Below are 25,390 nucleotides of genomic sequence, written 5' to 3'. Positions count from 1 at the left end.
GTCTTCGATGGCCACGATCCACGACACGATGGAGTACGGGTACGACCCCTCCGTGCCCGAACCCGGGCCGGTGAGTGTGCCACCGGCCGTGGGCACGCTGCCGCCCAGCGCAATGGTGAACGCCGCCTTCCTGCCGCCCGTGGGAAAACAGGACACGCCGAGTTGCTTCGTCTGGTCTTCAACCTACGGCCTCACCACCTTCGCCGCGGCGCAGGCAGGGCTGATCACCGATCCCCGATCCAGCGCGCAGCAAGCGAGTCCCTACTACACGTATGTCCAGATGCTGGGGCAGTCCGACATCCCCGTCGACACGTGCACGGGCGGCCAGATCATCGCCTGCCTGAGATACCTCGACAGCAATGGCGGCACACCGTCGATGCAGGCGGCTCCCGAGCCCGCGCCCGGTTCGAGCGCCTGCGACGCAGTCTGGACCGCATACGGCACTGCTCAGCTCTCCCCCGATACGAACTTCCAGCCGACCGCGTGGTTGAACGTCAGCGTGCTCGGCGAGACCGGGCTGAACAACATCCGCAACATCGTCTCGCAGGGTCACGCGCTCGCCTACGGCACGCGGCTCTACACCGACTTCGCGAAGTACGACGGCACGCCCAACCCATATGTCGGCAACGGCATCATCGCGACGAAGCCGAACGGCCAACTGGTCGGGCACTGCATGTTGATCATCGGCTATGACGACACGACACAGGCGGTGCTGATCCAGAACAGCTTCGGTACGGATTGGGGAAGCGACGGATACGTCTGGATGGCCTACCAGACGTTTCAAGCGCTCGCGCAAGGCACCGCCGTCTACATCACCGCGATGCAATAGCTCCGTCCCGAGAAGGGGTGCGGCTGATTGACTGGTGCCCATGGATGGCGTGGCGATGTTCCCGCTGGGCAGTGTGCTGTTCCCATACACACCGCTGGTGCTGAGGGTGTTCGAGCCGCGCTACCTCACCATGATGGGACATCTGCTCGACCAGGAGGATCCTGAATTCGGGGTGGTGCTCATCGAGCGCGGCTTTGAGGCCGGCGGTGGCGATCAGCGCGCATCGATCGGCACCATGGCGCGCATCCTGCGCATCGAGGCGGGCGCGGCGGACCTGTACGTGGTCGCGCTCGGCGGGGAGCGGATCTCCGTCGACAGCTGGCACGAGGATGACCCGCACCCGGTGGCCGACGTGTCGACGCTGGCCCCGCTCGTCTGGGACGACGACCTCACGCCGCTCCACCGCGAAGCGGAGCAGGTGGTGCGCCGCCTCGCCACCCTCGCCTCCGCGCTCGATGAGGCTCGATGGGATGCCGGGACGCCGCTGTCCGATGATCCGGTGGAGTCCGCCTGGCAGCTCGCCGCGATCGCTCCGCTCGGCGAGTACGACCGATTCCGTCTGCTGAACTCGACCAGCCTCGGAGGACTTCTCCGCGGCATCATCGATTCCTGCCTCGAGGAGGAGCCCGTGCTCATCGCCCGCGCCGCCGATGCGCGCGACGAGGATGACGGCGCCGTCTAGGAGCTGCCGCCCATGCATCAGCGACTGACGTCGGCTACGCCTGGGGCTGGGATCAGTTCGGCGTTGCGCACCGACCCCGCAAGTACCCACGCCACCGCGGGCACGAGCAAGCAGGCGGCGATCGCCACCCGAAGGCCGGCCCACTCGGCCAGCGCACCCACCAGCAACGGCGAGGCGAGGAGGCCCACTCGCATCACGGTCGCCGCCGCCGCCAGACCTGCGCCGGTATCCAGGCCGGGAGCGCGGTCGGCGGCATCCATCGCGAGCGGGATCATCGGAGCGATCCCCAGGCCGAGGATGCCGAGTCCAACGGCCACGACCCACGTCTCGGGCGCGAAGGCAGCGGTGAGCAGTCCGACGAGGGCGGCCACCGAGCCGACCCGGAGCGTTCCGACCGACCCGATGCGGTCGACGAGTGCGTCGGAGGTGAATCTGCCCAGCGTGAGCGCACCCATCAATGCGACGAAGGGGATCGCTGCTTCGGCGACGTTGGCACCGGTTTCGGAGACCACGTAGATCCCACCCCATGTGGAACCGACGTCTTCGAGGAACCCGCCGATGGCGGCGATGGCGCACGCCGCGATGAGAATCGCACTGAACCGACTGGTCCGATGCGACGGCGACCGCGTCTGCGACGACGGCGCCATGGGCAGGCGCACGAGCGGGAGCGCACAGACACTGCCGATGACGATGATCGCTCCCATGGCCGGCAGATGGATCTCGATGGGCAACGCATACCGAAGCGCACCCGCTCCGAGGAGGGCGCCGGCGATCGCCCCGGCACTCCAGGCCCCATGCAGGCCGTTGATGATGGATCGGCCCATCAGTCGCTGGATCGCAAGCCCGTGCGCGTTGTTCCCGACGTCGCCTGTTGCATCTGCGAAGCCGATGACGAACAACACCGCGCCGAGAATCATCGGCCCGCTCGTGAAGCCGGCCACCATGAGCAAGACGCCGAGCAGCACGGAAGACGTCACGGCAACCGATACGGCACCCAGGCGCGCGACCAGCCGACCCGCGATGATGCTCCCGACTATCGAACCCAGCGGGCCGCACGCCACCATCAAGCCGAACGTCAATTCGGTGAGGTCGAACCGGTCCTTCAGCTCCGGATACCGGGTCACGATCGTCGCGAACACCAACGCGTTCGCGACGAAGAGCATCGCGACGCCGAAACGCGCGGCGGACACGCGTGGAAGGACCGCCGGCGAATTCATCCTCGGCATTCTACTGACCGGCATCCCGCGCCTCAGGCTGCCGACTGACGGATGCCGCGACGCCAGACTTCGCGCACGTTCAACGTGTCGCTGATCGTGGTGGTCGGATCGCCGTCGACCAGAAGGAGGTCCGCACGCTGGCCCACGGCGATCGTGCCCCGATCGGTGAGACCGAAACGACGAGCCGTCACCGCCGTGGCAGCGCCGAGCGCCGTCGTCGGGGTCAGCCCCGCATCGACGAAGTACTGCAGCTCCTGATGCACGCTCGCACCGTGCGCGAGACCGCCGAGGAAGGGCAGCGGCTGGGACACGTCGGTGCCGATGAGAAGGTCGACTCCGGCGGCCTCGAGAGCACGAACCGTGGCCAGAACGTCTTCGAGCCGACCCTGCGGATAGTGGTTGAAGCTGCTGCGCAGCGTCGCGTCCCACTCCGGGGAGAGCTTGTCGGCGACCCTGGGGTCGTCCGCGAGCGCCGATCCGGTGATGCCCATCATCGAGGCGTCGAGCACGACGCAGGCGATGACGAACGCGCCCGACTCTGCGATGGCGTCGATGATCGCTGGCGTGTGCGGACGGTCCATGAACAGGTGCGCCAGGCCGTCGATGCCCGCCTCGATGCTCATCTGCGTGGCCTCGATGGTGAGCGCGTGCGCCACCGTCAGCATGCCGAGGCGGTGGGCTTCGGCGACGCCGGCGTCGAGCGTCGCCTGGTCGAGCATGGGCAGGCCGGGGTGTCCCTCCACGCTGCCGTCGTCGACCATGAACTTGATGTAGTCGGAGCCGGCCCGGGCGAGCCGACCGACGACATCGACGGCCTCCTCCGGCGTGGTGACCTTCGCGTGCACGATCGGATCGACTCGTTCGCGAGTTCCAGGGCGGCCACCCGGACCGCCACGGCCACCGCCGCGCTGGGGGTTGAAGTCCTTGGGGAACAGCTCCTCGGGGTGCCCTCCGGGAGGAGTGAGACCGAACCCCGCGGAACGCACGTCGGCCAGGGTGTCATCCTGAGTGATGTGAGCGCGGTCGCGGGCCGTGTTCGCTCCCTGCATCTCGAGCTCCGTCGTCACGCCGAACTGCAGTGCCAACCGCAGCCCTGCGGGATCAGTGTGCACGTGCGCGTCGATGAGACCGGGCAGCAGCGTCGCGCCAGGCGCTTCGACGACCTGTGCGTCTGCGGGTGTGCGGTCACCGATGGACTCGATGAGCCCATCGGTGATGACCACCGTCTTCGGGCCGAGGATCTCGGTGCCGTCGAAGACCCGACCGGCGACAATTGCAGTGCGCATACGACTTCTTCCATTCATCCACCAGAGAGCACTACCGGGCGGCGGCCCATCTACGTGTAAAGTAGCACGTATGTGCAGATTGCACATATCTAGGAGATGCGATGACGAGTCACGACGACGCTGCCGCGACCACCCCCGGCGATGAGGAACTGCTCGAGTCCATCGGGACCGCCTTCTCGAGACTGCGGCGGCGCACGAGCGGCGTGCCGATCGACCCGCCCATGGCTCGAACCGACGTGCGCCGCGACCTCCTGCTGGCGATCGTGGAGGAGTCGGACGGAATGCTGAGCGTCAACGCGGTGGCGGCCGCAATGGGAATGGAACGAACCGCGGTCAGTCGCCTCGCAGCGTCGTGCGTCACCGACGGGCTGGTCGAACGCGTGGCATCCCAGACCGACGGGCGCAGCATCACCCTGCGTCTCACGTCCCGCGGCCGTGAGGTGCTCGCGAACTCCCGGCAGCAGCAGCGCCGTGCCTTCGAGTACATCACCAAGGACTGGGACGACGACGAACGGCTGGTATTCGCCCGACTGCTCCACAAGTACGTCGACGCCGCGAGCCGGGAAACGTCCGAGTAGAAACGCCGGGCGGGGGCACTGTACTCCCGTCGTCGAGGTCTGTGAAGGCCCTCCAGGCTTCGATCGGACGAGCCTAAGGTGGGCCGCATTCCGACCCGAGGGCGCTTCTCGGAGGGATCCACGAGACCGCATGCGAAACCAGGGAACGACGGCTACCCGTTCGGACACGAGCCGCGCGGTGGCCTTCAGCGACGCGATCATCGCGATCGTCATCACGCTCCTCGTGCTCGATCTCAGGCCGCCTGACTCCAAGCCGGGTGGCTTGCTGGCCGCCCTGCTCGGAGAGTGGCCGACGTATCTGGCGTACGCGGCCTCGTACATCTATCTGGCCGTGATCTGGTTGAACCACAAGGCCGCCTTCGCTCGCATCCAGGAGATGGACCGCGGCCTGCAGTGGGCGAACCTGGGGATCCTCGCGACGCTCGCGCTGGTGCCCTGGCCGACGGCGGTCATCGCCGAGACCGCCAGGACGGGCAACCTGGCGGACGAGCGCGTCGCGGTCGGGCTCTACGCGATCATCGGGGCGCTGCTGTGCCTGTCATGGTTGGTGTTCTTCTCGCACCTGGCGCGGCATCCCGACCTCACCAAGGAGGAAGTGGATGATTCGTACTTCGCGCGTGAGCGTCCGCGCGCCCTCGTCGGGGTGGTGCTGTACTTGGCAGCGGGAACGGCGGGGGTCCTCATCAACCCGCTGGTGGCGTCGGTGATCTTCCTCCTCCTGCCCGCCTTCTACGGTCTCACCAGCCACGGGATCGACCAGGGGCCCGCCCTGCTCCGTGGCGGGGACCACGACAGTGACAACTCGCCGAAGGGCGGCTGACCAGCCGTCAGCCTTGACTCGTGAATGAGACAGTGGCCGACCTACCAGATCGTGCCCCCGCCGACCGAGATGCCGGCCCAGGTGAGCGCGATGAAGATCGCGGCGAACACGACCGGCGCGATGCCCTTGCCGTCGCGTGCGATGCCCTTGAAGAGGGCGATCACAGCGAGGACCGCCGCGATGATCGAGAGGCCGCCGCCGACGATCAGCCCGATGAAGAGGGGGATGGGCATGAGCACGAGGCCGGCCAGCGCGACCCAGAATGCGGCCCATGCAGTGGGATTGGAGCGGCGTTCGACAGAGGAGGACATACTTCATTATTTCGTGTCCACACGCCGCAGCCCGCGAGACCCGCCAGCCAACGCCGGTCCTGCGGCTTCGCCGCCTCCTTCCTCACCCCGTCGATGCAGCGGCCATGGCGCACTGCGTCCGCCTCGCCCGACTAGCATTCGGGGATGACGAATCCGACCCCCATCGAGGACGTCCCGATCGGCGGTGAGGTCATTCGCCTCGGGCAGTTCCTGAAGCTCGCCGGGCTCCTCGACTCCGGGGGAAACGTGAAAGTCGCCATCGCCGAGGGCGACGTGGCCGTCAACGGCGAGGTCGACCGCCGACGCGGGCGGCAGTTGCAGCCCGGCGACATCGTGACCTTCGACGGACGTCGGGTGCGCGTCTGCTCGTGAGGGTGTCGAGAAGGCTTCTGCCGGTCACACCCGTCCGAGGCTGTCCTGCCAGCGCCGCTGTTCACGCATGAACAGCACGGCGAAGATCGCCCAGATCCCGATGTCGTCACCGAATCCCAGCGGGCCGAGCACGAGTTCGGGGATCAGGTCGATCGGCACGAACGCGTAGACAACGGCGGCGATGCCGGCGATCCACGTCGTCGGCGCCAAGCGGTGCTCGCGATCCTTGATCGCCCTGAGGAACTTGCGCATACCACTAGTCTGCGACAGAACTCCGGCGAGCGCGATCATCACGGAACAGGAGTACGCGGCGAAGCGCGCCGAGATCCTCGGTCGGATCTGATCGGCGGGAGCCTCGGCCCTCAGGTGCGCAGCTCGTGCCGCACCGGCTTCAGCCGGGCGGGAGCATCCGCCACCGGCATCCATTCGCAGGTGAAGCTGCCGTGGTAGCCGAACAGGAAGCCGAAGCGGTCGTTGCGCACCTCGAGGGCGACCTGGAACCGCTCGTCGGTGTCGTCATATCGCTCGCGCAGCGTCGCCCGACCACTGAGGAGCATCGGGAACCGGAAGCCCACGACACCTTCGTAGAACCGTTGCGCACCCGAGGTGAGAAGGAGCCCTCCCTCGGGGTCGACCTCGAGGTCGAGGTCGACAGCCAGGTGCTGGTGCGTGCCGAGGTAGTCGACGATCCGATCGCCGACGAGGATCATCGTCGCGTCGAACCGCCGCCGCCGTCCGCTGACGACGTACTCGCGCACGAACGTGACGGTCTCGCGGCCGAACGGGTCGACGTAGGGGCAATTCTCGATCGTGAACGGAACGTCGGTCCCGACATCCGGCACCAGGATGTTGCGAAGCCGCCCGACCTGAAGGAACGGCACGGTCCACCACGGCCCGCGCCGGATCTCGGTCATGATGCCACGCCCGAAGCAGGCCTCGCCGCGCGCCAGTCCCACGCCGAACCGGCGTTGCATCATCGGATGCAGCCGCGCGAACTGCTGGGCACCGAGCGCCTGCTCGAACATCGACGTCATCGAGTCGCCCCCGGGTCGGGCAGTTGCGCGAGGGTCGCCGGCGCCGAGCGCACGTGGTCGGCATGTCGGCGCCCTCCTCGGGGTGCACGCCGGCACCTCGACGCCCTCGGCCGATCCGGGCGCCAGAACCAGGCGACGCTCGCCAGCGGCCAGCGCTCGGGTGGGCGGCCGTCCTCGAGCCAGATCCGGAGCCGATCGAAGCTCCAGGCCGTCGCCCACCCCAGCAACGGCCTGACGAGGACGTCGAGTGGTCCCCAGCCGGCCTCATAGTCGTACCCGGTGATGAAGCGGATGCCGCCGGGCACCGGCTCGTACCGCCAGTACCCGCGCCCCGAACGGATCGGTGACCATCGATCCCAAGTCGAGAAGCGCAACGCCGACGTGCGGATGCCGCCGGGGCGGGACGCCTCGCCGAGGCTCACGCCCGTGCCGCGGACCGTGTGGAACCACGTTCGGCGCGCGTACTCGAAGCGCGCGGCACCGCCGTCTGTGACGCCGGTCGGTGCGATCTCGGAGAAGCGGATGTCCCAGCGGACGTGCTGCGACGGATCCTGCGTCGCCGTCCACACCGCATCCACGTCTGCCGAGATGACGGTCTCGACGTAGATGCTGCGGGAAGGCACGACTCGACAGTAGACGAGGACCGGCCGCTGCCATGAGGCGCGCGTCAGGAAGACCGCCGGCCAGCGGTCGCAGGCGGCGATCGTGGCTCGGCGAGCCTGGCGCTGAAGGCGCTCAGTTCTCGCGAGGCGTGAGTTGCAGGACCGGGATCCGACGATCGGTCTTCGTCAGGTACTCGCCGAACTGCGGCGCCTCCGCGGCGATGGCGCTGTACGCGTCACGCCACTCGTCGCCCGTGATCTCGGTCGCCGTCACCGGCACCGTCACGACCTCGCCGTCCACGAGCGCCTCGATGTCGAACGACGGGTTCGCGCGCAGGTTGTGGTACCAGGCCGGGTTCTCGGGCGTGCCGCCCTTCGACGCCACCACCCGCCAGCCGTGCTCGTTGCGGAAGCCGACCACCGGGTTCAGACGCGTCTTGCCGGACTTCGCCCCGATCGAGTGCAGGACGATGAGCTTGGGACCCCAGTAGTTCTCGGTGCCCTTGCTGCTGCGGAACGTTTCTATGACGTCGTCATTCCAACCCATACGAGCGACAACGTGGGCACCGCCTGGAATCTTCCGACACCGGCCGGATCGACATCCACCGACCCGCCGGCCTCACGCCTCGTGTCCCGCGCGTGTCCCCGAGGGGACCGCTTCGGAGAGATAGGCGAGCCCGGTCAGGTCTTCCGACCTGCTCCAGAGCGCTGCGGCCGAAGCGTGGTCGGTGGCCGGCGACGCGTAGGGCGAGCCGAGCGCGTCGGGATGCCGCTTCGATCCGGCAGGCCCCCAGAAGAGTTCGGGCGTGGCCTGCGTGCTGAGCGCCGCGGCGAGGATGCCGACGGCTGCAGGTTCGGGATCGCGGCCGATCACCCTGGCGAGCGTGGCGGTGACGGCTCTCGTGACCGCCGACGGATACGTGGCGTGCAGCGGCGTGCGGGCCATGCCGGGGTGGGCACCGAAACTGCGGGCCGTGCTGTCGGCTGCTGCGAGTCGGCGGTTCAGGTCGGTGGCGAACATCGTGTTCGCGAGCTTCGACCGGATGTAGGCGCGTCCCGGAGAGTATCCCGCCGGGTCATCCAGTCGCGCGAGATCGAGTGTCGCGCTGGTGTACAGCGCCGACGACACGGTCACGATGCGCGCCTCGGGTGCGGCCAGGAGTGCGGGCAGCAGCCGGCCGGTCAATGCGAAGTGCCCGAGGTGGTTCGTCGCGAACTGGCTCTCCGTGCCGCTCCGGTCGCGCTGGAACGGCACGTTGCTCATGGCGGCGTTGAGCACCAGCGTGTGGACGGGCCCGTCTCCGACGCGGTCGACGAACCGGTGGATGGAGTCGGGGTCGATGAGATCGAGGTGGACGATGCGAATCCGATCGCGGGGAACGTCGAGTTCGGCGAGCAGCCCATCCCGGACCTTCTCGGCGCGCTCCGTGCCGCGCGTCCCCACGATGACGTCGGCGCCCGATGCTGCGAGCATGCGCGTGGTGACGACGCCGATGCCGCCGGCGCCGCCGGTGACGATGGCGCGAGTCCCGGTCAGGTCGCGGACCTCGGAGAACGGATCGGTCAGTCGTGTGCGTGGTGTGCGTGTCGTCATGTGGGCAGCGTAAAGTCTGACATCAGCGTCAAGGTCAAGAGGAGGCGGCATGAAGATCGGCGAGCTCAGCGAGCGCACCGGGGCGAGCCCCAGGTCGCTTCGCTACTACGAACAGCAGGGGCTCCTGTCCCCCGACCGCAGCTCGAACGGGTACCGGGAGTACCCGTCGAATGCGGTTGCCACGGTCGAGACGATCCGGGCACTCCTCGAGATCGGGTTGCCGAGCTCGCTCGTGCGAGAGGTGCTTCCCTGCACGGTGGCCGACCGGTCCGAGGCGGCCTGCCACGGACTCCTCGCCCAGATCGCCGAGCTTCGCGACGACGTGCGTTCGAAGGCGGCACGGTTGCAGGCCGTCGAGGCCTCGTTGTCGTCATACCTGGAGGACAACGCCGCCTGACCTCGGCGCCCGCTCACGGGGTGATCGTGCCGGTGAAGACCTCTCGACCCGAGTCGGGGTCCTCGCTGTCGAACACGGCCACCATGGATCCGCCTCCGTGCAGGCCGTCGAAAACTCCGGTTCCACTCACGACCATCCAGGCGGCGCCTTGGACCAGGCTGCGCTGGGTCGGTGCGTACTGCACTGTGAGCGTGCCCTCCGCGCAAGTGAACGTCGTGGTGATCGTCGGGCCCTGGCTCGAGCCGCTGCTCGCTCCCCCGGAGCAGAAGGCCGACTCGCCGATGAGCAACGCACCGAGGATTTCGCCCGTGTGCCGTCTCGCGTCGGTGACCCGCGTCTCGATCAGGATCGCGTCGCCGGTCATCGGCACGAGGGTCGCGGCCGGCGAGACTGGCGTCGCAGTCGCGGCATCCGACCGGCCACCGCCGTCGCTCCGTGCACAGGCCGAGAGGCCGATCACCGCGATCGTCACGACCAGCACGAGCCAGGCCTTGGTCATGGCCTGATTCTGTCCCATTCTGCCCCTGCGGCTACACCTCTTCGCCGAAGAACGCTGCGATCCGCCGCTGCCAGGCCACGAGCACGCGCGGGCGGCGGACCGACGCGTGGTTCCGCCTGCCGACGGACGGATGGCGCCGAGCACTGGACGCCTGGGCCAGGCGCGAGTGATGCGTGGTTCCCTGGTGGCCGGCTGGCCGGTCCTCATGGCCCGAGACGCCAGGGAGGCGATGCGTTGCCTCGTGCAGTGCGTCGACGAGCGAGCCCTTGTCAGTCATCGTTGCGTCTCCCTCTCGTGGTCCTTCTCAGTGATCGTGAGCAATCTATCACCGATAGGGACGGTCCTCAATCGTTGATAGAGTGGCCGCGGAGGTGGGGCGGGTGGCGCTGGATCGACGACAGATCGTCACGGAGGCCCTGGCGCTGCTCGACGCCGACGGCCTCGACGGCGTGACGCTGCGCAGGCTCGCGGCCCGGCTCGGGGTGCAGCAGCCGACGCTGTACTGGCACCTGCCGAACAAGGCGTCCCTCATCACGGCGATCGCCGATGCGATCCTCGAGGCCGAGTTCCCCGAGATGCTGCCGCCGAAGCCTCACGAGCCGTGGCAGGCGTGGCTGGTCGCACTCGCCGAGCGGTTGCGTCACGCGCTGCTCGCGCATCCCGACGGCGCCCGGATCATCTCCACGTCGCAGGCCTCCCTGAGGATGGCCGCCATCTCCGAGCTCGCGATCAGCTCCCTGGTCGCCCGCGAAGTTCCGCTGCGACAAGCCCGACTGATCGTGCTGACCGTCGAGCACTTCACCGTCGGCCATGTCCTCGAGGAGCAGACGCGTCCTCAGTCTACGGACCCCACGCAGGACTTCGACCTCGAGGCCTTCACGAACGCCTATCCGACCGTGGTCGCCGGGATCGGCGAGTACTTCCAAGGTGGCCGGACCCCCGACGACCTCTTCAGCGATTGCCTCGGCGTGATCATCGAGGGCGCCACGGCGACCGCCGGTCCGACCTCCTGACGGCGCCGGGGCATCCGGCGAGGGCATCGAGCGGATGCCGCGTGCGACGGTCGCCGACGGGCGCGTTCAGGCCCTGCCGAGCCACTCCCGGGCTGCCGCGACCAGGGCGACCACCCCCGCCTCCAGGGTCGGGTCGATGAGCGGCGCGAAGTGCGGCGAGTGGTTCGACGGGATGTCGTCGGGCATGCGCCCGGTCACGAGCGCATCGCCGAAGAGCGAGGGGTCGGCTCCGCCGAGGAACCAGTAGACGAGCGGTACGCCCGCCGCCGACGCGAGGATGCCCACGTCCTCGCTCCCCGAGACGACACCGGGATCGATGACCCGATCGTCGCCGAGCGCAGCGCGCAGGGCGGCGGCGGTGCGCTCGGTCGCGGCCGGTTCGTTGACCGTGAGCGGGAACCCCTCGTCGAAGACGATCTCGGGCTCGCGGGGTGCACCGGATGCCGCGGCCTCCGCCTTCACGATGCGCTCGATCGAGGCCAGCACCTTCGTTCGCACGTGCTCGTCGAAGCTGCGCACGCTGAGCCCGAGCGTCGCCTCGGCGGGGATGATGTTGTGCTTCGTGCCGGCGTGGAGCTGGCCGACCGTGACCACCGCGGCATCCGTCGCAGCGAGCTCTCTGGCGACGATCCCCTGCAGACGCATCGTGGTCGCGGCGGCGAGGTACACGGGGTCGACCGTCGTCTCGGGCCGGGAGCCGTGGCCGCCGGCTCCGTGCAGGTGCACCGTGAGCGAATCGGCCGCGGCCATCGCGACGCCCGCGTGCACGGCGGCGAAGCCGGCCGGGAACGGCCCGACATGCTGGCCGAGCACCACATCGGGCGTGGGCACGCGACCGTACAGGTCGTCGTCGACCATCGCCTGCGCGCCGCCGCCCCACTCCTCCGCGGGCTGGAACAGGACGACCAGCGTGCCCGTCCACGAGCCGCGGTCGGCGACGAGGCGCTCGCCGGCGCCGAGCAGGCAGGTGACGTGCACGTCGTGGCCGCACGCGTGCATCACCGGCACGTCGTGGCCGTCGGGGTCCGTGCCGCGCGCGGTGCTCGCGTAGGGCAGCCCGGTCGCCTCGAGCACGGGGAGACCGTCCATGTCGGCACGGAGCAGCACGGTCGGTCCTTCACCGTTCTCGAGCACGCCCACGACGCCGGTGCGGCCGATGCCGGTGGTCACGTCGAACCCGAATCGGCCGAGCGCCTCGGCGACGACGCCGGCCGTGCGGTGCTCCTGGAACGACAGCTCGGGATTGGCGTGCAGGTCGCGATAGACGGCGTCGAGGTCGAGGCTCATGCCGTCAGCCTATGGCCAGCCGTTCGCCTCGGACGACGACTCCCGGTCGACGTCCGGTGTCGCATCAAGCGCCGCGAGGAGGTACGCGTTTCGGCGTCGGATGAGCCGGCGGAGGTAGGGGACGAGCACGAGGCGTTCCGCGAGCCGACCGAAGATGGGCGACGCGATGGTCAGCGTGTCGACCATGACGGTGGCCGCGGCATCCGGAGCGAAGGAATGCTCGTGCCGGAACGAGCGGAACGGCCCGCGCACCTGCTCGTCGACGAAGCGGTGGGGTCGCTCGAGGCTGGTGATGCGCGAGGTCATGGTGAACCAGATGCCGAAGTGCCGGGCGCGCCACGTCACCGACTCACCGAGGCCGATCGACCCGCTGACGACGCCTCCGACGGCCTGCTCGCCCGACCGGTCCATCGACGCCACGTGCTCGTCGATGCTCAGCGACACGTCGAACAGCTGCTCGACGGGCGCGTTCGCGCGAGTGACGAGGGTGAACGAGCTGGCCATGCCTCGATCCTGCCAGCCGATCCGATACGCGCCGGCTCGTGCTAGCGTTCTGGCAATCGTGACCGACCAGCTGGAGGTGAGACCCATGAACGCAGTATCCGTACTGGGTGCTCCCCGGCAGTCCACGATGCCGCGACGGAGGTAGTCGCAACCGGGAGCGCCGACAGGCACATCGCGAAAGGCGACTCCCATGCACACCACACCTCCTTCGAACCTCACACCTCCGTCGACGTCGCCCCTCGACTGGACGACCTCGCCCACTCGCGCGCTGGTACTCGCCGGCGCCGGAGCGGCCGGCAACGCCTGGCAACTCGGCCTCATCGCGGGCCTGTGCGAGGCCGGCGTCGATCTCACCGAGGCCGAGCTCATCATCGGCACGTCGGCGGGCTCGACCGTCGCCGCCCAGATCACCAGCGGCATGCGTCCGGCCGAGCTGTACGCCGCCATCCTCGCGGAGCCGCCGCAGCAGCCGCGGCCGCCGCGGGCACCGGCCGGCTCCCCCGCGTCCGACGCCGGACGCCCAGCGCAGCTCTCGGGACCGGGGTACATGAACTGGTCCGACGAGATCATCGCTGCGGCGACGGATGCCGCGGACATGCGTCGCAGGATGGGCGCCGCCGCGCTCGAGCGCGACACCTCCGGTGGGGCATCCGGTGCCCGCTGGCGCGACATCGTCGCGGCCCGGCTCCCGAGCCACGAGTGGCCGGAGCGGGCGGTGCTGATCCCGGCGCTGGACGCGCAGACCGGGGAACCGGCGGTGTTCGACCGCTACTCGGGCATCGACCTGGTCGACGCCGTCGCCGCGAGCACCTCCGCGATGACGCCCTACCCGATCGGCGAGCACCGATACCTGAACGGCGGCTATCGACGCAGCTCGAACGCCGACCTTGCGGCGGGCTCGGCCCGGGTGCTCGTGCTGGAGCCGTTCGGCGGCAGGTCGCGAACGCCGCTGGAGTGGGGCATGGACCTCGCCACCCAGGTGGGCGAGCTCCGGGCCGGGGGCAGCGAGGTCGAGACGGTCTTCCCGGATGCCGGGTCGGGCGACGTGTTCAACGCGAACGCGTTGGACCCGTCGACCCGCCTCCCCGCGGCGCGAGGTGGCTACGAGCAGGGCCGGGCGCTCGCCGGGCAGCTCGCCGCGTTCTGGCGCTGAGTCCGGGGCGCCCGGCCAGGCCGCTACTCCGCACGTTCCACCGGCAGCCACAACTCGCAGGTCGCCGTGCTGAAGTCTGCGTCACGCTCGCGGATGGCCACCATCGAGGGACCCGGCCGTAGCCGCCACGGGTTGGAGGGGAACCAATCCGTGGCGGTTGCGGCCCACGTGGACTGCAGGGCAGCGGGGTACGGGCCCGAGGTGTGGAAGACCGCCCAGGTGCCGGCCGGCACCTCGATCGCATCGAGGTCGTCGGGGACGGGCGTCGCCCCGGAGACGGCAACTCCGTGCAGGTAGGTCAGCTCGCTGTCCTCGGCGTAGTCGGGGTCCACGTCGGCGCTCACCTGGAGGAGGCCCGCGGGCTCGGTGTCGCCGAGTTCCTTGAGGCGCGCGTGCTCGGTCGCCGGGAGCGACGCGATATGCGCTTGGATGTGCGGATTGGCGCCGTGGTGGATGAGCGGCACGCGGGTCGAGTGGCCGACGAGCCGGAACGCCGGTCGTTCGGCGATGCTGGTGTCCATCGTGGTGTTCCCTTCTACGGTCAGGCGGAACCTGAGCTGCGGTTGCGTTCGAAGGGGACCGCCGTTGCGGCGCACGTCGCCGGGACCGACGCCGTGGACCGATCGGAAGGCTCGGTTGAATGCCTCCGTGGAGCCGTAGCCGTACCGCACCGCGATCCCCAGCAGGTCGCCGTCGCCGAGCACGTCGGCCGCGGCGACGGCCATGCGTCGCCGCCGGATGTACTCCGACACCGGCATGCCCGCCAGCGATGAGAACATCCTCCGGAGGTGATACTCCGTCGTGCCGAGACCGGCTGCGAGGCCGGCGATGTCGATCTCCTCGGTGAGGTGGTCTTCGATGAACTCGACGAGCCGGTTGAGCGCTGCGATCACGGTGTCCCCTTTCAGCATCCAGCCTGCTCGTCGAAGCGAGCGCGCACCCGACTCTCGCGGTCCGATGCGGTCGGACCTCACTCCCGCCCGAACCAACGCGTGAGCGCGGCGGCGAGCGGCTCGCCCGCTCCCGCGTCCACCCAGGCCACGTGACCGTCGGGCCGCACGATTACGACCGACGGGGGCGGCACCTCCCCGAGCACCGGCAGTTCCCACGCTCCGGAGTACCGCACGTCCAGGGCGCGCACCCGGTCGGACCACGGCCCGACGTCGATCCGGCCCGGCTCGGCGAAGTTCAGCAGGACGGGCTCGCCCCGGTGCAGCAGCTCGAAGACCCGGGCGGGGCCGGCCGTCGTCTCGAGGTCGAGGTCGGGCATCCGCCGTCCGAGCAGCGGATGCCCCTCGCCGAGGTCGTACGCGACGTCGAGGCCGTGGATGCGCGCGGCCACCTCGATGCGGGCGGCACCCGTGTCCATCACGTCGCCGAGGATGCCGTTGAGCGCCGCGGTGCGCGGGTCGTTGCGCTGCAGCACCGTCTGCGCCATCGACAGGTCGAGGGCCCGCGCCCCGGCCGGATGCCGCTCCGCGTGGTACGTGTCGAGCAGCGAATCGGGCAGGGTGCCGGTCACGACCCGGGCGAGCTTCCAGCCGAGGTTCACCGCGTCCTGGATGCCCAGGCCGATCCCCTGTCCGCCCGCGGGGTAGTGGATGTGCGCGGCGTCCCCGACGACCAGCACCCGGCCGGCGCGATACGTCGCGGCCTGGCGCGTGGCGTCCGTGAATCGGGAGATCCAGGTCGGGTCGTGCACGCCGAAGTCCGTGCCGTACACCGCGATGAGCGCGGCGCTGAGATCGTCGAGCGTCGCCGCCTCCGCCCCGCCAAGCTGCCGCTCGGTCGTGACCACCCGATACCTGCGCCCGTCCTCCATGAGGCTGAGCGCGTGGATGCCGAGCTCGTCCTGGACGAAGCCGGCCGGCGGCTCCTCCGTCACCTCCACCTCGGCGATGAGGTTGCTGCGCGTGGCATCCCAGCCCGGGAACTCGATGCCCGCCGCCTTGCGGATGACGCTGCGGCCACCGTCGGCGCCCACGACGTACGCTGCCCGCCGAATTTCGCCGTCAGCGAACACGGCCTCGGCGCCGTCCTCGTCCTGCGTGAGGCCGGTCACGTCGCGTCCGTGCTCGACATGGACGCCGAGCTCCTCGATCCAGCCGGCGAGGATCGGCTCGATCTGGTTCTGGAAGAGCGCGAGGCCGTACGGATGCCGCGTGGGGAAGTCGCTGATGTCGAGCACGGAGGTGCCGAACCGCGCGGTCTGCGCCGTGCGTCCCGCCGCGAGGAAGCGGTCGGCGATGCCGCGCTGGTCGAGGAGCTCGATCGTGCGCGAGTGGAACCCGCCCGCCCGCGATCCGGCGAGCTCAGCGCTCGTGCGGCGCTCCACGACGGTCGGAACGACCCCCGCCAAGGCCAACTCGCCCGCGAGCATCATGCCGGCCGGCCCGCTGCCGACCACGATCACCTCACCCATCGCCATCCCCTCCCCGCCGCCCCGGGTGATCAGCGTATTGCGCTCGCCCGACTTCCCGGGTGACGGTGGGATCCCGCCGGTGGCCGGCACCGTGGGCGGGCGTAGCCTTGATCCATGGCTGCTGAGCTGAGCGACGAGCGGCGCGCGCTGCTCGACTGGATCGCCCTCGAGTTCCTGCACAACTCGTGGGCCGGACGACGGCTCGTCGCCGTCGAGGGGGCCACCGACGGGCCTGCGGCCCGCTTCGCGGACGACCTCGCTGACCTGCTCCGCGAACGCGGGCAGGCGGTGCTGCGCCGATCGCTCGGCGACGTCGACGAGGCCACGCTTCGGCGCGACACCGTCGAGCCGTTCCGAGGGGGCACGCTGCCCGGCGCCGAGGGCGAGGCGGGCGCCGAGACGGTGCTCGTCGTCGACGGCCGCCGCCTGCTCAACGACGCGGTGCGCGGGATCTGGCACTTCACCGCGTGGACCCTCACGGGCGACGAGTTGCCGAAGACCAACGTCAACGTGAACGTCGACGTCACCGACGAGGCCGCGCCGAAGCGGTACTTCTACGACTACTGCGCGATCCCGCCGAGTTTCGGCGAGCGCCGGGCCTCGACCGCGACGCCGGCAGCCGCACCGACCTCCGCCACCACCGACGGGCGCTAGCAGGACGGACGCCGCAGCACGCGGCATCCGTCACGACAGGATGTCCTTGGTGAGGAACCGGCCGGCGGCGAGCGCGCCGAACACGATCACGTAGCCCGCCTGCAGCACGGCGTTGTCGACGAACGAGTCCCACACGGGCGGGTCGCGCAGCAGGTCGCCGAAGCCGAGCCAGTAGTTCGTGAAGAGCCAGGGATGCAGCCACTCGAGCTGCGGCAGCGCGCCCATGATCTGCGCCGCCACCGCGAGGATCGCCGTCGCGGCCATCGCGCCGACCGGCACCGTGGTCAGCGTGGAGAGGAACACGCCGATCGCCGACATCCCGAGCAACGACACCGCGACGTAGGCCGCGATGGCGAGGAAGCGCAGGAGGCCCTCGCCGACGCTCACGGTCGTGCCCGAGAGCAGCGTCACGGGGCCGATGGGGAACAGCACCCAGCCCACGATCGTGCCGACGACGACCACCGTGAGCGCTGCGGCCGCGCAGAAGACGGCGGCCACCAGGTACTTGACGACGAGCAGGCGGATGCGTCCGGCGGGCGCGATGAGCAGGTAGCGGAGGGTGCCGTGGCTGGCCTCGCCGGCGATCGCGTCGCCGGCCACCACTCCGATCGTGAGCGGCAGGAAGAGCGGGGTCGCGACGATGACGGCGACCATGCCCACGAAGAGCCCGTTCTCGGTGACCTGCCCGAGGAACGCGGGGCCACGCCCGGCCGGCGCGTCACCCGCCACCCGGATCGCGACGCCGATGAGCACCGGGATGAGCGCGAGCGCGCCGAGCAGCGCCCAGGTGCGGCGGCGGCGGAACAGCGTGAGCAGCTCGGAGCCGAAGAGGCCGATCGACGCGCCGGGGCGCGCCGTCGCCGTCGCGACCGGCTCTCCCGCACGCTCCGCCGATCCTGCCGGCACCGCCTCACTGGACAACGTCGAACCCCTCGCCCGTGAGCTCCACGAACCGCTGCTCGAGGCTCGCGTGCACGGTCTCGAAGCCGCGCACCCGCACGCCGGCCTCGACGAGGGCCGCGACGACGGTCTCGGGCGCCACGGTGCCGAGACGGGCGGAGACCTCGTCGGCGTTGCCGTCGAGGCGAGCGCCGCGGCCCTCAGCCTCGCCGCGCTCCCCGCCCCCATCGCCGAGCCCGAGCCCGAGCCGCCCCAGCACCTCGCGCGCCGGCCCGACGTCGGGCGTGCGCACGAGCACCTGGGTCTCGCCCTCGTCGCGGAACGCGTCGAGCGTGCCCTGCGCCACCAGCCGTCCGGCACTCATCACGCCGACGTGCGAGCACACCTGCTCGACCTCCGCCAGCAGGTGGCTCGACACGAACACCGTCGTGCCGTCGTCGGCGAGGGCTCGGATGAGGGACCGCACCTCGCGTGTGCCCTGCGGGTCGAGCCCGTTGGTGGGCTCGTCCAGCACGAGCAGCTCGCGGCGCATGAGCAGCGCGTTCGCGATGCCGAGCCGCTGCTTCATGCCGAGCGAATAGGCGTGCACCTTCTTGCGCGCGGCGTGCGAGAGCCCGACCCGGTCGAGCGCGTCGGCCACGCGAGCCGCGCGGGTGCGCCCCGGCGCACGCCGATCCGCGGCATCGAAGCGGCGCAGGTTCGCCTCGCCCGAGAGGTACGGCGAGAACGCCGGCCCCTCCACGAGCGCGCCCACGCGCGGCAGCACCGAGTCGACGTGCTTCGGCATGTCGGCGCCGAGCACCCGGGCGTCACCGGCCGTCGCCGCGACGAGGCCCAGCAGCATCCGGATCGTCGTGGTCTTGCCCGAGCCGTTCGGGCCGAGGAATCCGAAGACCGCGCCCTCGGGCACCGCGAGGTCGAGGCCGTCGACTGCGAGCTGCGAGCGGAAGCGCTTGGTGAGGCCGTGCGTCTCGATCGCCAGTGCGGTCACGCGCGGCGCCCGTCAGCGACCGCTCGCGGCGGCGTCGATCAGGCGCTCGGGCGTCACCGCGCCGACGAGCACGCGCCCGTCGTCGGCGAAGAGCACCGACACGAGCGAGGTGCTGAGGATGCGTCCGCCCTCGACGGGCTGGGTGAGCGTGTCGAGCATGCCGGATGCCTCGCCGAGGCCGCCGCCTGCGGCATCCGCTGCGCCCATGCCCGCCGGAAGCACGACCACCGACGACCAGCCCTCGCCGAGCACCTGCGGCTGCGGCTCGGCGGACCACGCGTCGGCGCTGCCGTCGGCCTGCGCCTTGGCCTCGGCCTCGGCCTGCCACTGCTCGAGCTCGGCCGGCGTCGGCACGGCCACCTCGTGCTCGGTCACCGTGGTGCCCTCGGGCGGGGTGAACGCGAACACCGAGGCATCCGGCGCCTCGAACGACACCTTCGTGAACGCGACGCTGAACGCCGGGTCGTCGGCGCCGCGAGCGGTGACGGACGCCGCGAGCGGCACGCCGTGCTCGCCGTCGACCGCCACCGACACCTCGCCGACGAGCGTGTCGTCATCGCGGGGTTCGAGCACGAGCTCGTACACCTCGCGACCGGCCACCCGGGTGTCGGTGCCGACCGAGACCTCGGTGGACTCGTCGAGCTTCGCGAGCGCCTGGTCGAGCACCTCCTGGGGAGTCGGCAGCGGCGCTCCGAGCTCGGCTTCGAGCTCCTGCTGCCACTCGTCGGCCCGCGACGCGGCCTCGGCATGGAGCGCGTCGAGGGCCGCGCCGTCGACGGTGACGTGGGTGGCGGCCTCCTCGCGGAAGTCGTAGACCCAGGCGCCGTCGTCCGTCACGTAGACGTTGCGCTCCCCCAGCTGGTCGAGCACCTGCAGGCGGGCGTTCTCGCCGTCGAGGTACACGCGGGCCGTGTGCGTGCCGGTCGCGAGGTCGAGGAGGTCCTGCAGGTCGGTCGGCGACGCGGATGTCCCGTCCCCATCGGCGCCCGATCCGTCGGCGGCTCCCTGCGACACTCCGCCTCCGGCGCCGCCCATGGCTCCTGCCAGCCCCGACAGGTCGGGCAGCCCGAGGTCGGACGTCTGCTCGATCGTGCCCGACAGCGCGTCGACGTCGCTCGAGGCGACGAGGTCGAGGAGCTCCTCGGGCGTGAGGTCGGGCAGGTCGACGGCGGCGTTCGCCTGCATCGGCACGAGCACGACGGCGGCGGCGATCGCGATGGGAGCGGCGATGGCGGGGATCCAGCGGCTGAGCCTGCGGGAGGCCCCGGTGTCACGGGGGCGCATGGATTCAGGCTACGCCTGCCCGCGGCATCCGGCGCCGTTCGATGGTGAACACACAGGATCGACGGACGCCGCGCGTCAGCAACCCGTTGTCAACGGCAGGCGGCCGGGTCTACGGTGAGCCAGTACGCGAACTGTGACCATTTCGGGGGGTTCCTCATGGCCGATGTCGTCCGTCGTCGTTCCGCGCGCACCGCGCCGCGGGTCGCCGCCATCTCGCTCGCCGCGGTGGTGACCGCAGCCCTGGTCGCGGCCGCCGCGCCGGCATTAGCTGCGCCGGCAGCGACCGCCGTCGGCGCCGGGGCCGTGACGGGGCGGCCGACCCCGCCTGCACCGTCGACCTCCACCGGCTACGGGGGTGCGGTTTCGTCGGTCGACGCCGAGGCAAGCCGCGTCGGCCTCGAGGTGCTGCGCGACGGCGGCAACGCCGCGGATGCCGCGGTCGCCACGGCCGCGGCGCTCGGCGTCACCGAGCCGTACAGTGCCGGCATCGGCGGCGGCGGCTACTTCGTGTACTTCGACGCCGCGAGCGGCGAGGTCACCACCATCGACGGACGGGAGACCGCGCCCGCGGCCATGCCGAGCGACGCGTTCATCGTGCCGGGCAGCGTCTCTGCGACGGCACCCTACGGGGTGGCGTACCCGTTCGCCGACTTGGTGTCGTCGGGGGTCTCGGTCGGCGTGCCCGGAACCCTCGCCACCTGGGAGACGGCGCTCGACCGATTCGGCACCGAGTCGCTGCGCGACATCCTGAAGCCGGCGACCCTGCTCGCGACGAGGGGCTTCACCGTCGACCAGACCTTCCGCCAGCAGACGCTCGACAACCAGGCCCGGTTCGCGGCGTTCCCCGCGACCGCCGAGGTGTTCCTGCCCGGCGGCGAGGCCCCCGAGGTCGGCTCCGTCTTCAAGAACCTCGACCTCGCCGCGACGCTCCGCGAGATCGGCAAGCGCGGCACCGACCTGTTCTACGACGGCCCCATCGCCGACGAGATCGCCGCCGTCGTGCAGGACCCGCAGACGAGCCCCGACACGACCCTGCCCGCCTTCCCGGGCTACCTGACCGCCGACGACCTGGCGGGCTACGACGTGGTCGTGCAGGATCCGACGCACGTCGAGTACCGCGGCCTCGACGTCTACGGCATGGCGCCCTCGTCGTCGGGCGGCACGACGGTCGGCGAGTCGCTGAACATCCTCGAGAACCACGAGCTCTCGACCGCGAACATCGGCCAGAGCCTGCACCTCTACTTCGAGGCGACCGCGCACGCGTTCGCCGACCGCAACGCCTACGTCGGCGACCCGGCGTTCGTCGACGTGCCGACCGAGACCCTGCTCAGCCAGGAGTTCGCCGACGCGCGCGACTGCACGATCGACCCCGACTTCGCGTCACTCCGGCCCGTGCCGGCGGGAGCGCTGGATGCCGCGGGCTGCGACGCGGTGGCCTTCGACGAGCCCGTCGACACCGAGAACGTGTCGACCACGCACCTCTCGGTCGTCGACCGGTGGGGCAATGCGGCGTCGTACACGCTCACCATCGAGCAGACCGGCGGCTCGGGCATGGTGGTTCCCGGACGCGGGTTCCTGCTTAACAACGAGCTGACCGACTTCAGCGCGGTGCCGAACCCGACCGACCCGAACATCATCGAGCCGGGCAAGCGCCCGCGGTCGTCGATGTCGCCGACGATCGTGCTCGACGACGGCGACGTGAAGTTCGTCGTCGGCTCGCCCGGCGGCGCGACGATCATCACGACGGTCACGCAGATCCTCATGAACCGCATCGACCTCGGCATGACGCTGCCCGAGGCGGTGGCGGCGCCGCGCGCCTCCCAGCGCAACTCGGCGGCCCCGACGCCGGCCGAGGACGCGTTCATCGCCGCCTACGCCGACGACCTCGCGCCGTTCGGCCAGGCGCTGACGCCTGTGCAGGGCACCGCCACGAGTCCGCTCTCGAAGGAGATCGGCGCTGCGGCGGCGATCGAGGTGGATCCGGGAACGGGACTCATGACCGCGGTGGCCGAGCCCGTACGCCGTGGCGGCGGCACGGGCCTGGTGGTGAAGCCGGCCGGCTGACGGTCGGCTCATAGGCCGGCCGGCCGAACCGGCAGGCCTGCGGCCCGGCGGGCTCAGCGCGCCCGCAGCCATGGCGCGGCGGCGTCGGGCGCGCCCGCGGCGTGGACGGAGCAGCGGTCACCACCGCCGACACGTGGAAGGAGTTTCGCGCGGGCGGAGGACTGATCTCGCGGACGCGACCTCCCCCGGCGTGGAACTCCTCCCGCCGCGCAGGCCTCTCGCGTCAGCGCGCGCGCAGCCTCGGCGCCAGGTCGCGCTCGAACAGCTCCAGGAACCGGCGCTGATCGTGCCCGGGAGCGTGGAAGACCAGGTGGTTGAAACCCCAGTCGATGTACTGCCCGATCTGCGCCACGACCTCATCGGGGTCGGTGCCGACGATCCAGCGCTTCGCGATCTCCTCGATCGGCAGCGCGTCCGCGGCGCGCTCCATCTCGACCGGGTCGGTGATGTCGTGCTTCTGCTCCTTCGAGAGCGACAGCGGCGACCAGAACCGCGTGTTCTCGAGGGCGGCCTCCTCGGTCTCCTCGTAGGACAGCTTAATCTCGATCATGCGGTCGAGGGCGTCGAACGAGCGGCCGGATGCCTCCACGCCCTCCTTCACGGCGGGCAGCAGCTGGTCGACGTAGAGCTCGGCGCCCTTGCCCGACGTGCAGATGAACCCGTCGCCCGCGCGGCCGGCGTACTTCGCGACCGTCGGACCGCCCGCCGCGATGTAGATCGGCACGCCGCCCTCGGGTCGGTCGTAGATCGAGGCATCGTGCGTGGAGTAGTACTCGCCCTCGAAGCTGACCTGGTCCTCGCCCGTCCAGAGCGCCCGCATGAGCCGCACCGACTCGCGCAGGCGCGCGAACCGCTCCTTGAACTCGGGCCAGTCCTGCTCACCCGCCCCGCGGAATCCCGTGGCGATCTCGTTGAGCGCCTCGCCCGTGCCGAACCCGGCGATGATGCGGTCGGGGTAGAGCACGCCGAGCGAGGCGAACGCCTGCGCGAGCACGGCCGGGTTGTAGCGGAACGTCGGCGTCATCACGCTCGTGCCGATGCGCACGGTCGACGTGCGCTCGCCCACCGCGGCCATCCACGCGAGCGAGAAGGGCGCGTGCCCGCCGGTGTGCCGCCACGGCTGGAAGTGGTCGCTCGTCCACACCGACTCCATGCCGTGCCCCTCGGCCGCGACGGCGATCTCGACGAGCTCGCGCGGGGCGAACTGCTCCGCCGAGGCCTTGTATCCGAGTGTGAGCGTCATGCTGTTCCCTTCCGATCGGCGAGCCGGGCCACGGCTTCGGCGGTGTGGTCGCCGACTCCATGGTGCAGCACGATTTCGAGGCCGTCGACCGTGTCGACGTCGCGGGTGAGGCCGGGCAGGTCGGATGCCGCGAGCTCGACGAATCCGGCGGCGACGTGCCGCGCGGCCGAGTCGGGCCCGAACCGCGGCTCGAACGCCACCCCGTCGGACGCGGTCGCGAGCGTCGAGCCCGTGCCGTCGGCGTCGCGCACGAAGGCGAGCGGATGCCGCGCCGCGGCCTCGAGCGCCCGGTCGAGCTCCTCGGGATGCAGCCCGGGCAGGTCCCCGAGCAGCACGGCCACAGCCACGGGCGCCTCGGCGCGAGCCGCGTCGGCTCCCTGCCGGACGGCGGCGAGCAGCCCGCGCGGCCCGACCCCGGCGGCGGGAGCAGCACCGCCCTCACGCACGAACTCGGCACCCGCGACACGAGCGACCTCGGGATCCACGCCCACGACGAGCACCCGGGAGACCGACGGGGTCGCGACCGCCGCGGCGATCGTGTCGAGCGCGAACGCCCGCGCGAGCACGGCCCGCGCGTCGTCGTCGACCGCGGGGCCGAGGCGGCTCTTGGCGGCGGGCGCCCCCTTCACGGGGATCACCACCGTCCACCTCATGCGCGCAGCCCGGGCAGCACGTCGCGGCCGAACACCTCGAGGAACTCGGCCTGGTTGCGACCCACGTTGTGCAGGTAGATGCGGTCGAAGCCGAGGTCGAGCAGCCGCTGGATGTCGGCGCGGTGCACGTCGGGATCGGCCGAGACGACCATACGGCCCGCGAAGTCCTCGGGGCGCACGGTGCGCGCGAGCTGGTCGAACTCGTAGGGCGAGCGGATGTCGCTGCGCGGGAACCGCATGCCGCCGTTCGGCCACTCGACGAGCGCGTTGCGCATGGCCTGCTCGTCGGTCGGCGCCCACGAGAGGTGCAGCTGCAGCACCTTCGACATGGTCGCGGCGTTCCGGCCGGCCTCACGGGCGCCCTCGGCGAAGCGCTGCAGCAACGGCGCGAGCCGGTCGGTCGGCGCGCCGGTGGTGATGAACCCGTCGACGCTGCGGCCCGCACGGCGGGCGGTCACGGGTCCGGATGCCGCGACGAGGATCTCGGGCGCCACCTCGGGCATGGTCCACAGACGGGTCGACTCGAGCTTGAAGTGCGGTCCGGCGTGGCGCACGTCCCGGCCGGAGAGCGAGCCGGCGAAGAGCCGGCGGATCACGTCGACGGCCTCGAACATGCGGTTGATCCGCTCGGGCGCCTCGGGCCAGTACTGGCCGACCACGTGCTCGTTGATGGCCTCGCCCGATCCGATGCCCAGCCAGTGGCGGCCGGGATAGAGCGCCCCGAGCGTGGCGCTCGCCTGGGCGACGACGGCCGGATGCATCCGGAACGTCGGCGTCGTCACGCCTGGCCCGAGGTCACCCGTGGTGCGCTCGCCGATCGCGGCGAGGACGCTCCACACGAACGACGACTCGCCCTGCGCCGGCACCCACGGCTGGAAGTGGTCGGTCGCCATGACCCCCCGGAAGCCGTGCGACTCGGCGAGCGCGGCGAGCGCCACCGCCTCGGCGGGCGGGAACCGCTCGAGCATCGCGGCGTAGCCGATGTGCGCAGACACCCCACC

Annotated in this window: 29 protein-coding genes; 10 read left to right on the top strand and 19 right to left on the bottom strand. The window is 70.8% G+C overall.

What is annotated here, in order from left to right; all coding sequences use genetic code 11:
- Positions 1-7 precede the first annotated feature (7 nt).
- Together J2X63_RS08840 and J2X63_RS08835 are read left to right on the top strand one after the other, a co-directional pair.
- Positions 8-829, top strand: coding sequence for a C1 family peptidase (locus J2X63_RS08840; protein WP_309976214.1), 822 nt, complete (start codon positions 8-10; stop codon positions 827-829).
- 40 nt (positions 830-869) lie between these two features.
- A complete protein-coding gene (locus tag J2X63_RS08835; protein WP_309976212.1) occupies positions 870-1,511 on the top strand; it encodes an LON peptidase substrate-binding domain-containing protein in 642 nt (213 codons plus the stop codon).
- Between the two features lie 17 nt (positions 1,512-1,528).
- Here J2X63_RS08835 and J2X63_RS08830 read toward each other — a convergent pair whose 3' ends face one another.
- Positions 1,529-2,728 carry an MFS transporter gene (locus J2X63_RS08830; RefSeq protein ID WP_309976210.1) on the bottom strand — a complete coding sequence of 400 codons (1,200 nt, stop codon included), beginning with the start codon at positions 2,726-2,728 and terminating at the stop codon, positions 1,529-1,531.
- 32 nt (positions 2,729-2,760) lie between these two features.
- Positions 2,761-4,014, bottom strand: coding sequence for an amidohydrolase family protein (locus J2X63_RS08825; RefSeq protein WP_309976208.1), 1,254 nt, complete (start codon positions 4,012-4,014; stop codon positions 2,761-2,763).
- Between the two features lie 101 nt (positions 4,015-4,115).
- On the opposite strand from J2X63_RS08825, the gene J2X63_RS08820 reads away from it, so the two are divergent.
- Positions 4,116-4,592 carry a MarR family transcriptional regulator gene (locus J2X63_RS08820; protein ID WP_309976206.1) on the top strand — a complete coding sequence of 159 codons (477 nt, stop codon included), beginning with the start codon at positions 4,116-4,118 and terminating at the stop codon, positions 4,590-4,592.
- A 178-nt stretch (positions 4,593-4,770) separates the two neighbouring features.
- The gene (locus J2X63_RS08815) at positions 4,771-5,412 is read left to right on the top strand and encodes a TMEM175 family protein (RefSeq protein WP_309976204.1); all 642 of its coding nucleotides are present in this window, start codon (positions 4,771-4,773) and stop codon (positions 5,410-5,412) included.
- Between the two features lie 41 nt (positions 5,413-5,453).
- On the opposite strand, the gene J2X63_RS08810 is transcribed toward J2X63_RS08815, so the two are convergent.
- On the bottom strand, positions 5,454-5,723 hold the full coding sequence (locus tag J2X63_RS08810; RefSeq protein WP_309976202.1) for a hypothetical protein: 270 nt from the start codon (positions 5,721-5,723) through the stop codon (positions 5,454-5,456).
- Between the two features lie 144 nt (positions 5,724-5,867).
- Here J2X63_RS08810 and J2X63_RS08805 point away from each other — a divergent pair, with 144 nt between their 5' ends.
- Positions 5,868-6,095: an RNA-binding S4 domain-containing protein gene (locus J2X63_RS08805; protein WP_309976201.1), complete on the top strand. Its 228-nt coding sequence runs from the start codon at positions 5,868-5,870 to the stop codon at positions 6,093-6,095.
- A gap of 24 nt (positions 6,096-6,119) precedes the next feature.
- On the opposite strand, the gene J2X63_RS08800 is transcribed toward J2X63_RS08805, so the two are convergent.
- From J2X63_RS08800 to J2X63_RS08780, 5 genes are all read right to left on the bottom strand, one after another.
- The gene (locus J2X63_RS08800) at positions 6,120-6,386 is read right to left on the bottom strand and encodes a DUF1232 domain-containing protein (RefSeq protein ID WP_309977877.1); all 267 of its coding nucleotides are present in this window, start codon (positions 6,384-6,386) and stop codon (positions 6,120-6,122) included.
- Positions 6,387-6,457: 71 nt separating this feature from the next.
- A complete protein-coding gene (locus tag J2X63_RS08795) occupies positions 6,458-7,129 on the bottom strand; it encodes a DUF4166 domain-containing protein (RefSeq protein WP_309976199.1) in 672 nt (223 codons plus the stop codon).
- Positions 7,126-7,752 carry an SRPBCC family protein gene (locus J2X63_RS08790; RefSeq protein WP_309976197.1) on the bottom strand — a complete coding sequence of 209 codons (627 nt, stop codon included), beginning with the start codon at positions 7,750-7,752 and terminating at the stop codon, positions 7,126-7,128. Before J2X63_RS08790 ends, J2X63_RS08795 begins: the two co-directional genes overlap by 4 nt.
- Before the next feature lie 112 nt (positions 7,753-7,864).
- Positions 7,865-8,278 (bottom strand): nitroreductase/quinone reductase family protein, encoded by a 414-nt coding sequence (locus tag J2X63_RS08785; protein WP_309976194.1) that lies wholly within the window; start codon positions 8,276-8,278, stop codon positions 7,865-7,867.
- A 72-nt stretch (positions 8,279-8,350) separates the two neighbouring features.
- Positions 8,351-9,325 (bottom strand): SDR family NAD(P)-dependent oxidoreductase, encoded by a 975-nt coding sequence (locus J2X63_RS08780; RefSeq protein ID WP_309976191.1) that lies wholly within the window; start codon positions 9,323-9,325, stop codon positions 8,351-8,353.
- A 49-nt stretch (positions 9,326-9,374) separates the two neighbouring features.
- Between J2X63_RS08780 and J2X63_RS08775 the strand changes: the two genes are divergently transcribed.
- Entirely contained in the window at positions 9,375-9,722 is a 348-nt protein-coding gene (locus J2X63_RS08775) for a MerR family transcriptional regulator (RefSeq protein ID WP_309976189.1), read from the top strand.
- A 13-nt stretch (positions 9,723-9,735) separates the two neighbouring features.
- Here the strand turns inward: J2X63_RS08775 and J2X63_RS08770 are convergent, their stop codons facing one another.
- Entirely contained in the window at positions 9,736-10,221 is a 486-nt protein-coding gene (locus J2X63_RS08770; RefSeq protein ID WP_309976187.1) for a hypothetical protein, read from the bottom strand.
- A 380-nt stretch (positions 10,222-10,601) separates the two neighbouring features.
- Here J2X63_RS08770 and J2X63_RS08765 point away from each other — a divergent pair, with 380 nt between their 5' ends.
- Positions 10,602-11,234, top strand: coding sequence for a TetR/AcrR family transcriptional regulator C-terminal domain-containing protein (locus J2X63_RS08765; RefSeq protein ID WP_309976185.1), 633 nt, complete (start codon positions 10,602-10,604; stop codon positions 11,232-11,234).
- Between the two features lie 66 nt (positions 11,235-11,300).
- Here J2X63_RS08765 and J2X63_RS08760 read toward each other — a convergent pair whose 3' ends face one another.
- Complete coding sequence (locus tag J2X63_RS08760; RefSeq protein ID WP_309976184.1) at positions 11,301-12,521, bottom strand: amidohydrolase; 1,221 nt, start codon at positions 12,519-12,521, stop codon at positions 11,301-11,303.
- Between the two features lie 9 nt (positions 12,522-12,530).
- The gene (locus J2X63_RS08755) at positions 12,531-13,025 is read right to left on the bottom strand and encodes an SRPBCC family protein (RefSeq protein ID WP_309976181.1); all 495 of its coding nucleotides are present in this window, start codon (positions 13,023-13,025) and stop codon (positions 12,531-12,533) included.
- Between the two features lie 190 nt (positions 13,026-13,215).
- Here J2X63_RS08755 and J2X63_RS08750 point away from each other — a divergent pair, with 190 nt between their 5' ends.
- Entirely contained in the window at positions 13,216-14,178 is a 963-nt protein-coding gene (locus J2X63_RS08750; protein WP_309976179.1) for a patatin-like phospholipase family protein, read from the top strand.
- A 23-nt stretch (positions 14,179-14,201) separates the two neighbouring features.
- Here the strand turns inward: J2X63_RS08750 and J2X63_RS08745 are convergent, their stop codons facing one another.
- Together J2X63_RS08745 and J2X63_RS08740 are read right to left on the bottom strand one after the other, a co-directional pair.
- Positions 14,202-15,071, bottom strand: coding sequence for an AraC family transcriptional regulator (locus J2X63_RS08745; RefSeq protein ID WP_309976177.1), 870 nt, complete (start codon positions 15,069-15,071; stop codon positions 14,202-14,204).
- A gap of 77 nt (positions 15,072-15,148) precedes the next feature.
- Complete coding sequence (locus tag J2X63_RS08740; protein WP_309976175.1) at positions 15,149-16,600, bottom strand: FAD-dependent monooxygenase; 1,452 nt, start codon at positions 16,598-16,600, stop codon at positions 15,149-15,151.
- 114 nt (positions 16,601-16,714) lie between these two features.
- Between J2X63_RS08740 and J2X63_RS08735 the strand changes: the two genes are divergently transcribed.
- Entirely contained in the window at positions 16,715-17,254 is a 540-nt protein-coding gene (locus J2X63_RS08735) for a hypothetical protein (protein WP_309976173.1), read from the top strand.
- Positions 17,255-17,284: 30 nt separating this feature from the next.
- On the opposite strand, the gene J2X63_RS08730 is transcribed toward J2X63_RS08735, so the two are convergent.
- From J2X63_RS08730 to J2X63_RS08720, 3 genes are read right to left on the bottom strand one after another with little or no spacing between them, the layout of a single operon-like run.
- A complete protein-coding gene (locus J2X63_RS08730; RefSeq protein WP_396133126.1) occupies positions 17,285-18,160 on the bottom strand; it encodes an ABC transporter permease in 876 nt (291 codons plus the stop codon).
- A gap of 4 nt (positions 18,161-18,164) precedes the next feature.
- The gene (locus tag J2X63_RS08725) at positions 18,165-19,145 is read right to left on the bottom strand and encodes an ATP-binding cassette domain-containing protein (protein ID WP_309976170.1); all 981 of its coding nucleotides are present in this window, start codon (positions 19,143-19,145) and stop codon (positions 18,165-18,167) included.
- Positions 19,146-19,157: 12 nt separating this feature from the next.
- A complete protein-coding gene (locus tag J2X63_RS08720; RefSeq protein WP_309976169.1) occupies positions 19,158-20,429 on the bottom strand; it encodes a hypothetical protein in 1,272 nt (423 codons plus the stop codon).
- 156 nt (positions 20,430-20,585) lie between these two features.
- Between J2X63_RS08720 and ggt the strand changes: the two genes are divergently transcribed.
- Positions 20,586-22,493 carry a gamma-glutamyltransferase gene (gene ggt / locus J2X63_RS08715; RefSeq protein ID WP_309976167.1) on the top strand — a complete coding sequence of 636 codons (1,908 nt, stop codon included), beginning with the start codon at positions 20,586-20,588 and terminating at the stop codon, positions 22,491-22,493.
- A gap of 223 nt (positions 22,494-22,716) precedes the next feature.
- Here the strand turns inward: ggt and fgd are convergent, their stop codons facing one another.
- The 3 genes from fgd to J2X63_RS08700 are packed head-to-tail and all read right to left on the bottom strand — an operon-like array spanning position 22,717 to position 25,384.
- Complete coding sequence (gene fgd, locus J2X63_RS08710; protein WP_309976165.1) at positions 22,717-23,736, bottom strand: glucose-6-phosphate dehydrogenase (coenzyme-F420); 1,020 nt, start codon at positions 23,734-23,736, stop codon at positions 22,717-22,719.
- Positions 23,733-24,389 carry a 2-phospho-L-lactate guanylyltransferase gene (cofC, locus tag J2X63_RS08705; protein ID WP_309976162.1) on the bottom strand — a complete coding sequence of 219 codons (657 nt, stop codon included), beginning with the start codon at positions 24,387-24,389 and terminating at the stop codon, positions 23,733-23,735. Before cofC ends, fgd begins: the two co-directional genes overlap by 4 nt.
- Positions 24,386-25,384 carry a TIGR03557 family F420-dependent LLM class oxidoreductase gene (locus tag J2X63_RS08700; RefSeq protein ID WP_309976160.1) on the bottom strand — a complete coding sequence of 333 codons (999 nt, stop codon included), beginning with the start codon at positions 25,382-25,384 and terminating at the stop codon, positions 24,386-24,388. The genes cofC and J2X63_RS08700 overlap by 4 nt, the downstream gene beginning before the upstream one ends.
- Between the last annotated feature and the right edge of the window lie 6 nt (positions 25,385-25,390).

The sequence above is a fragment of the Agromyces sp. 3263 genome, assembly GCF_031456545.1.
Taxonomy (GTDB): domain Bacteria; phylum Actinomycetota; class Actinomycetes; order Actinomycetales; family Microbacteriaceae; genus Agromyces.
Note: the sequence above shows the minus strand (reverse complement) of the source record. Positions and strands in the feature narration are given on the sequence as shown.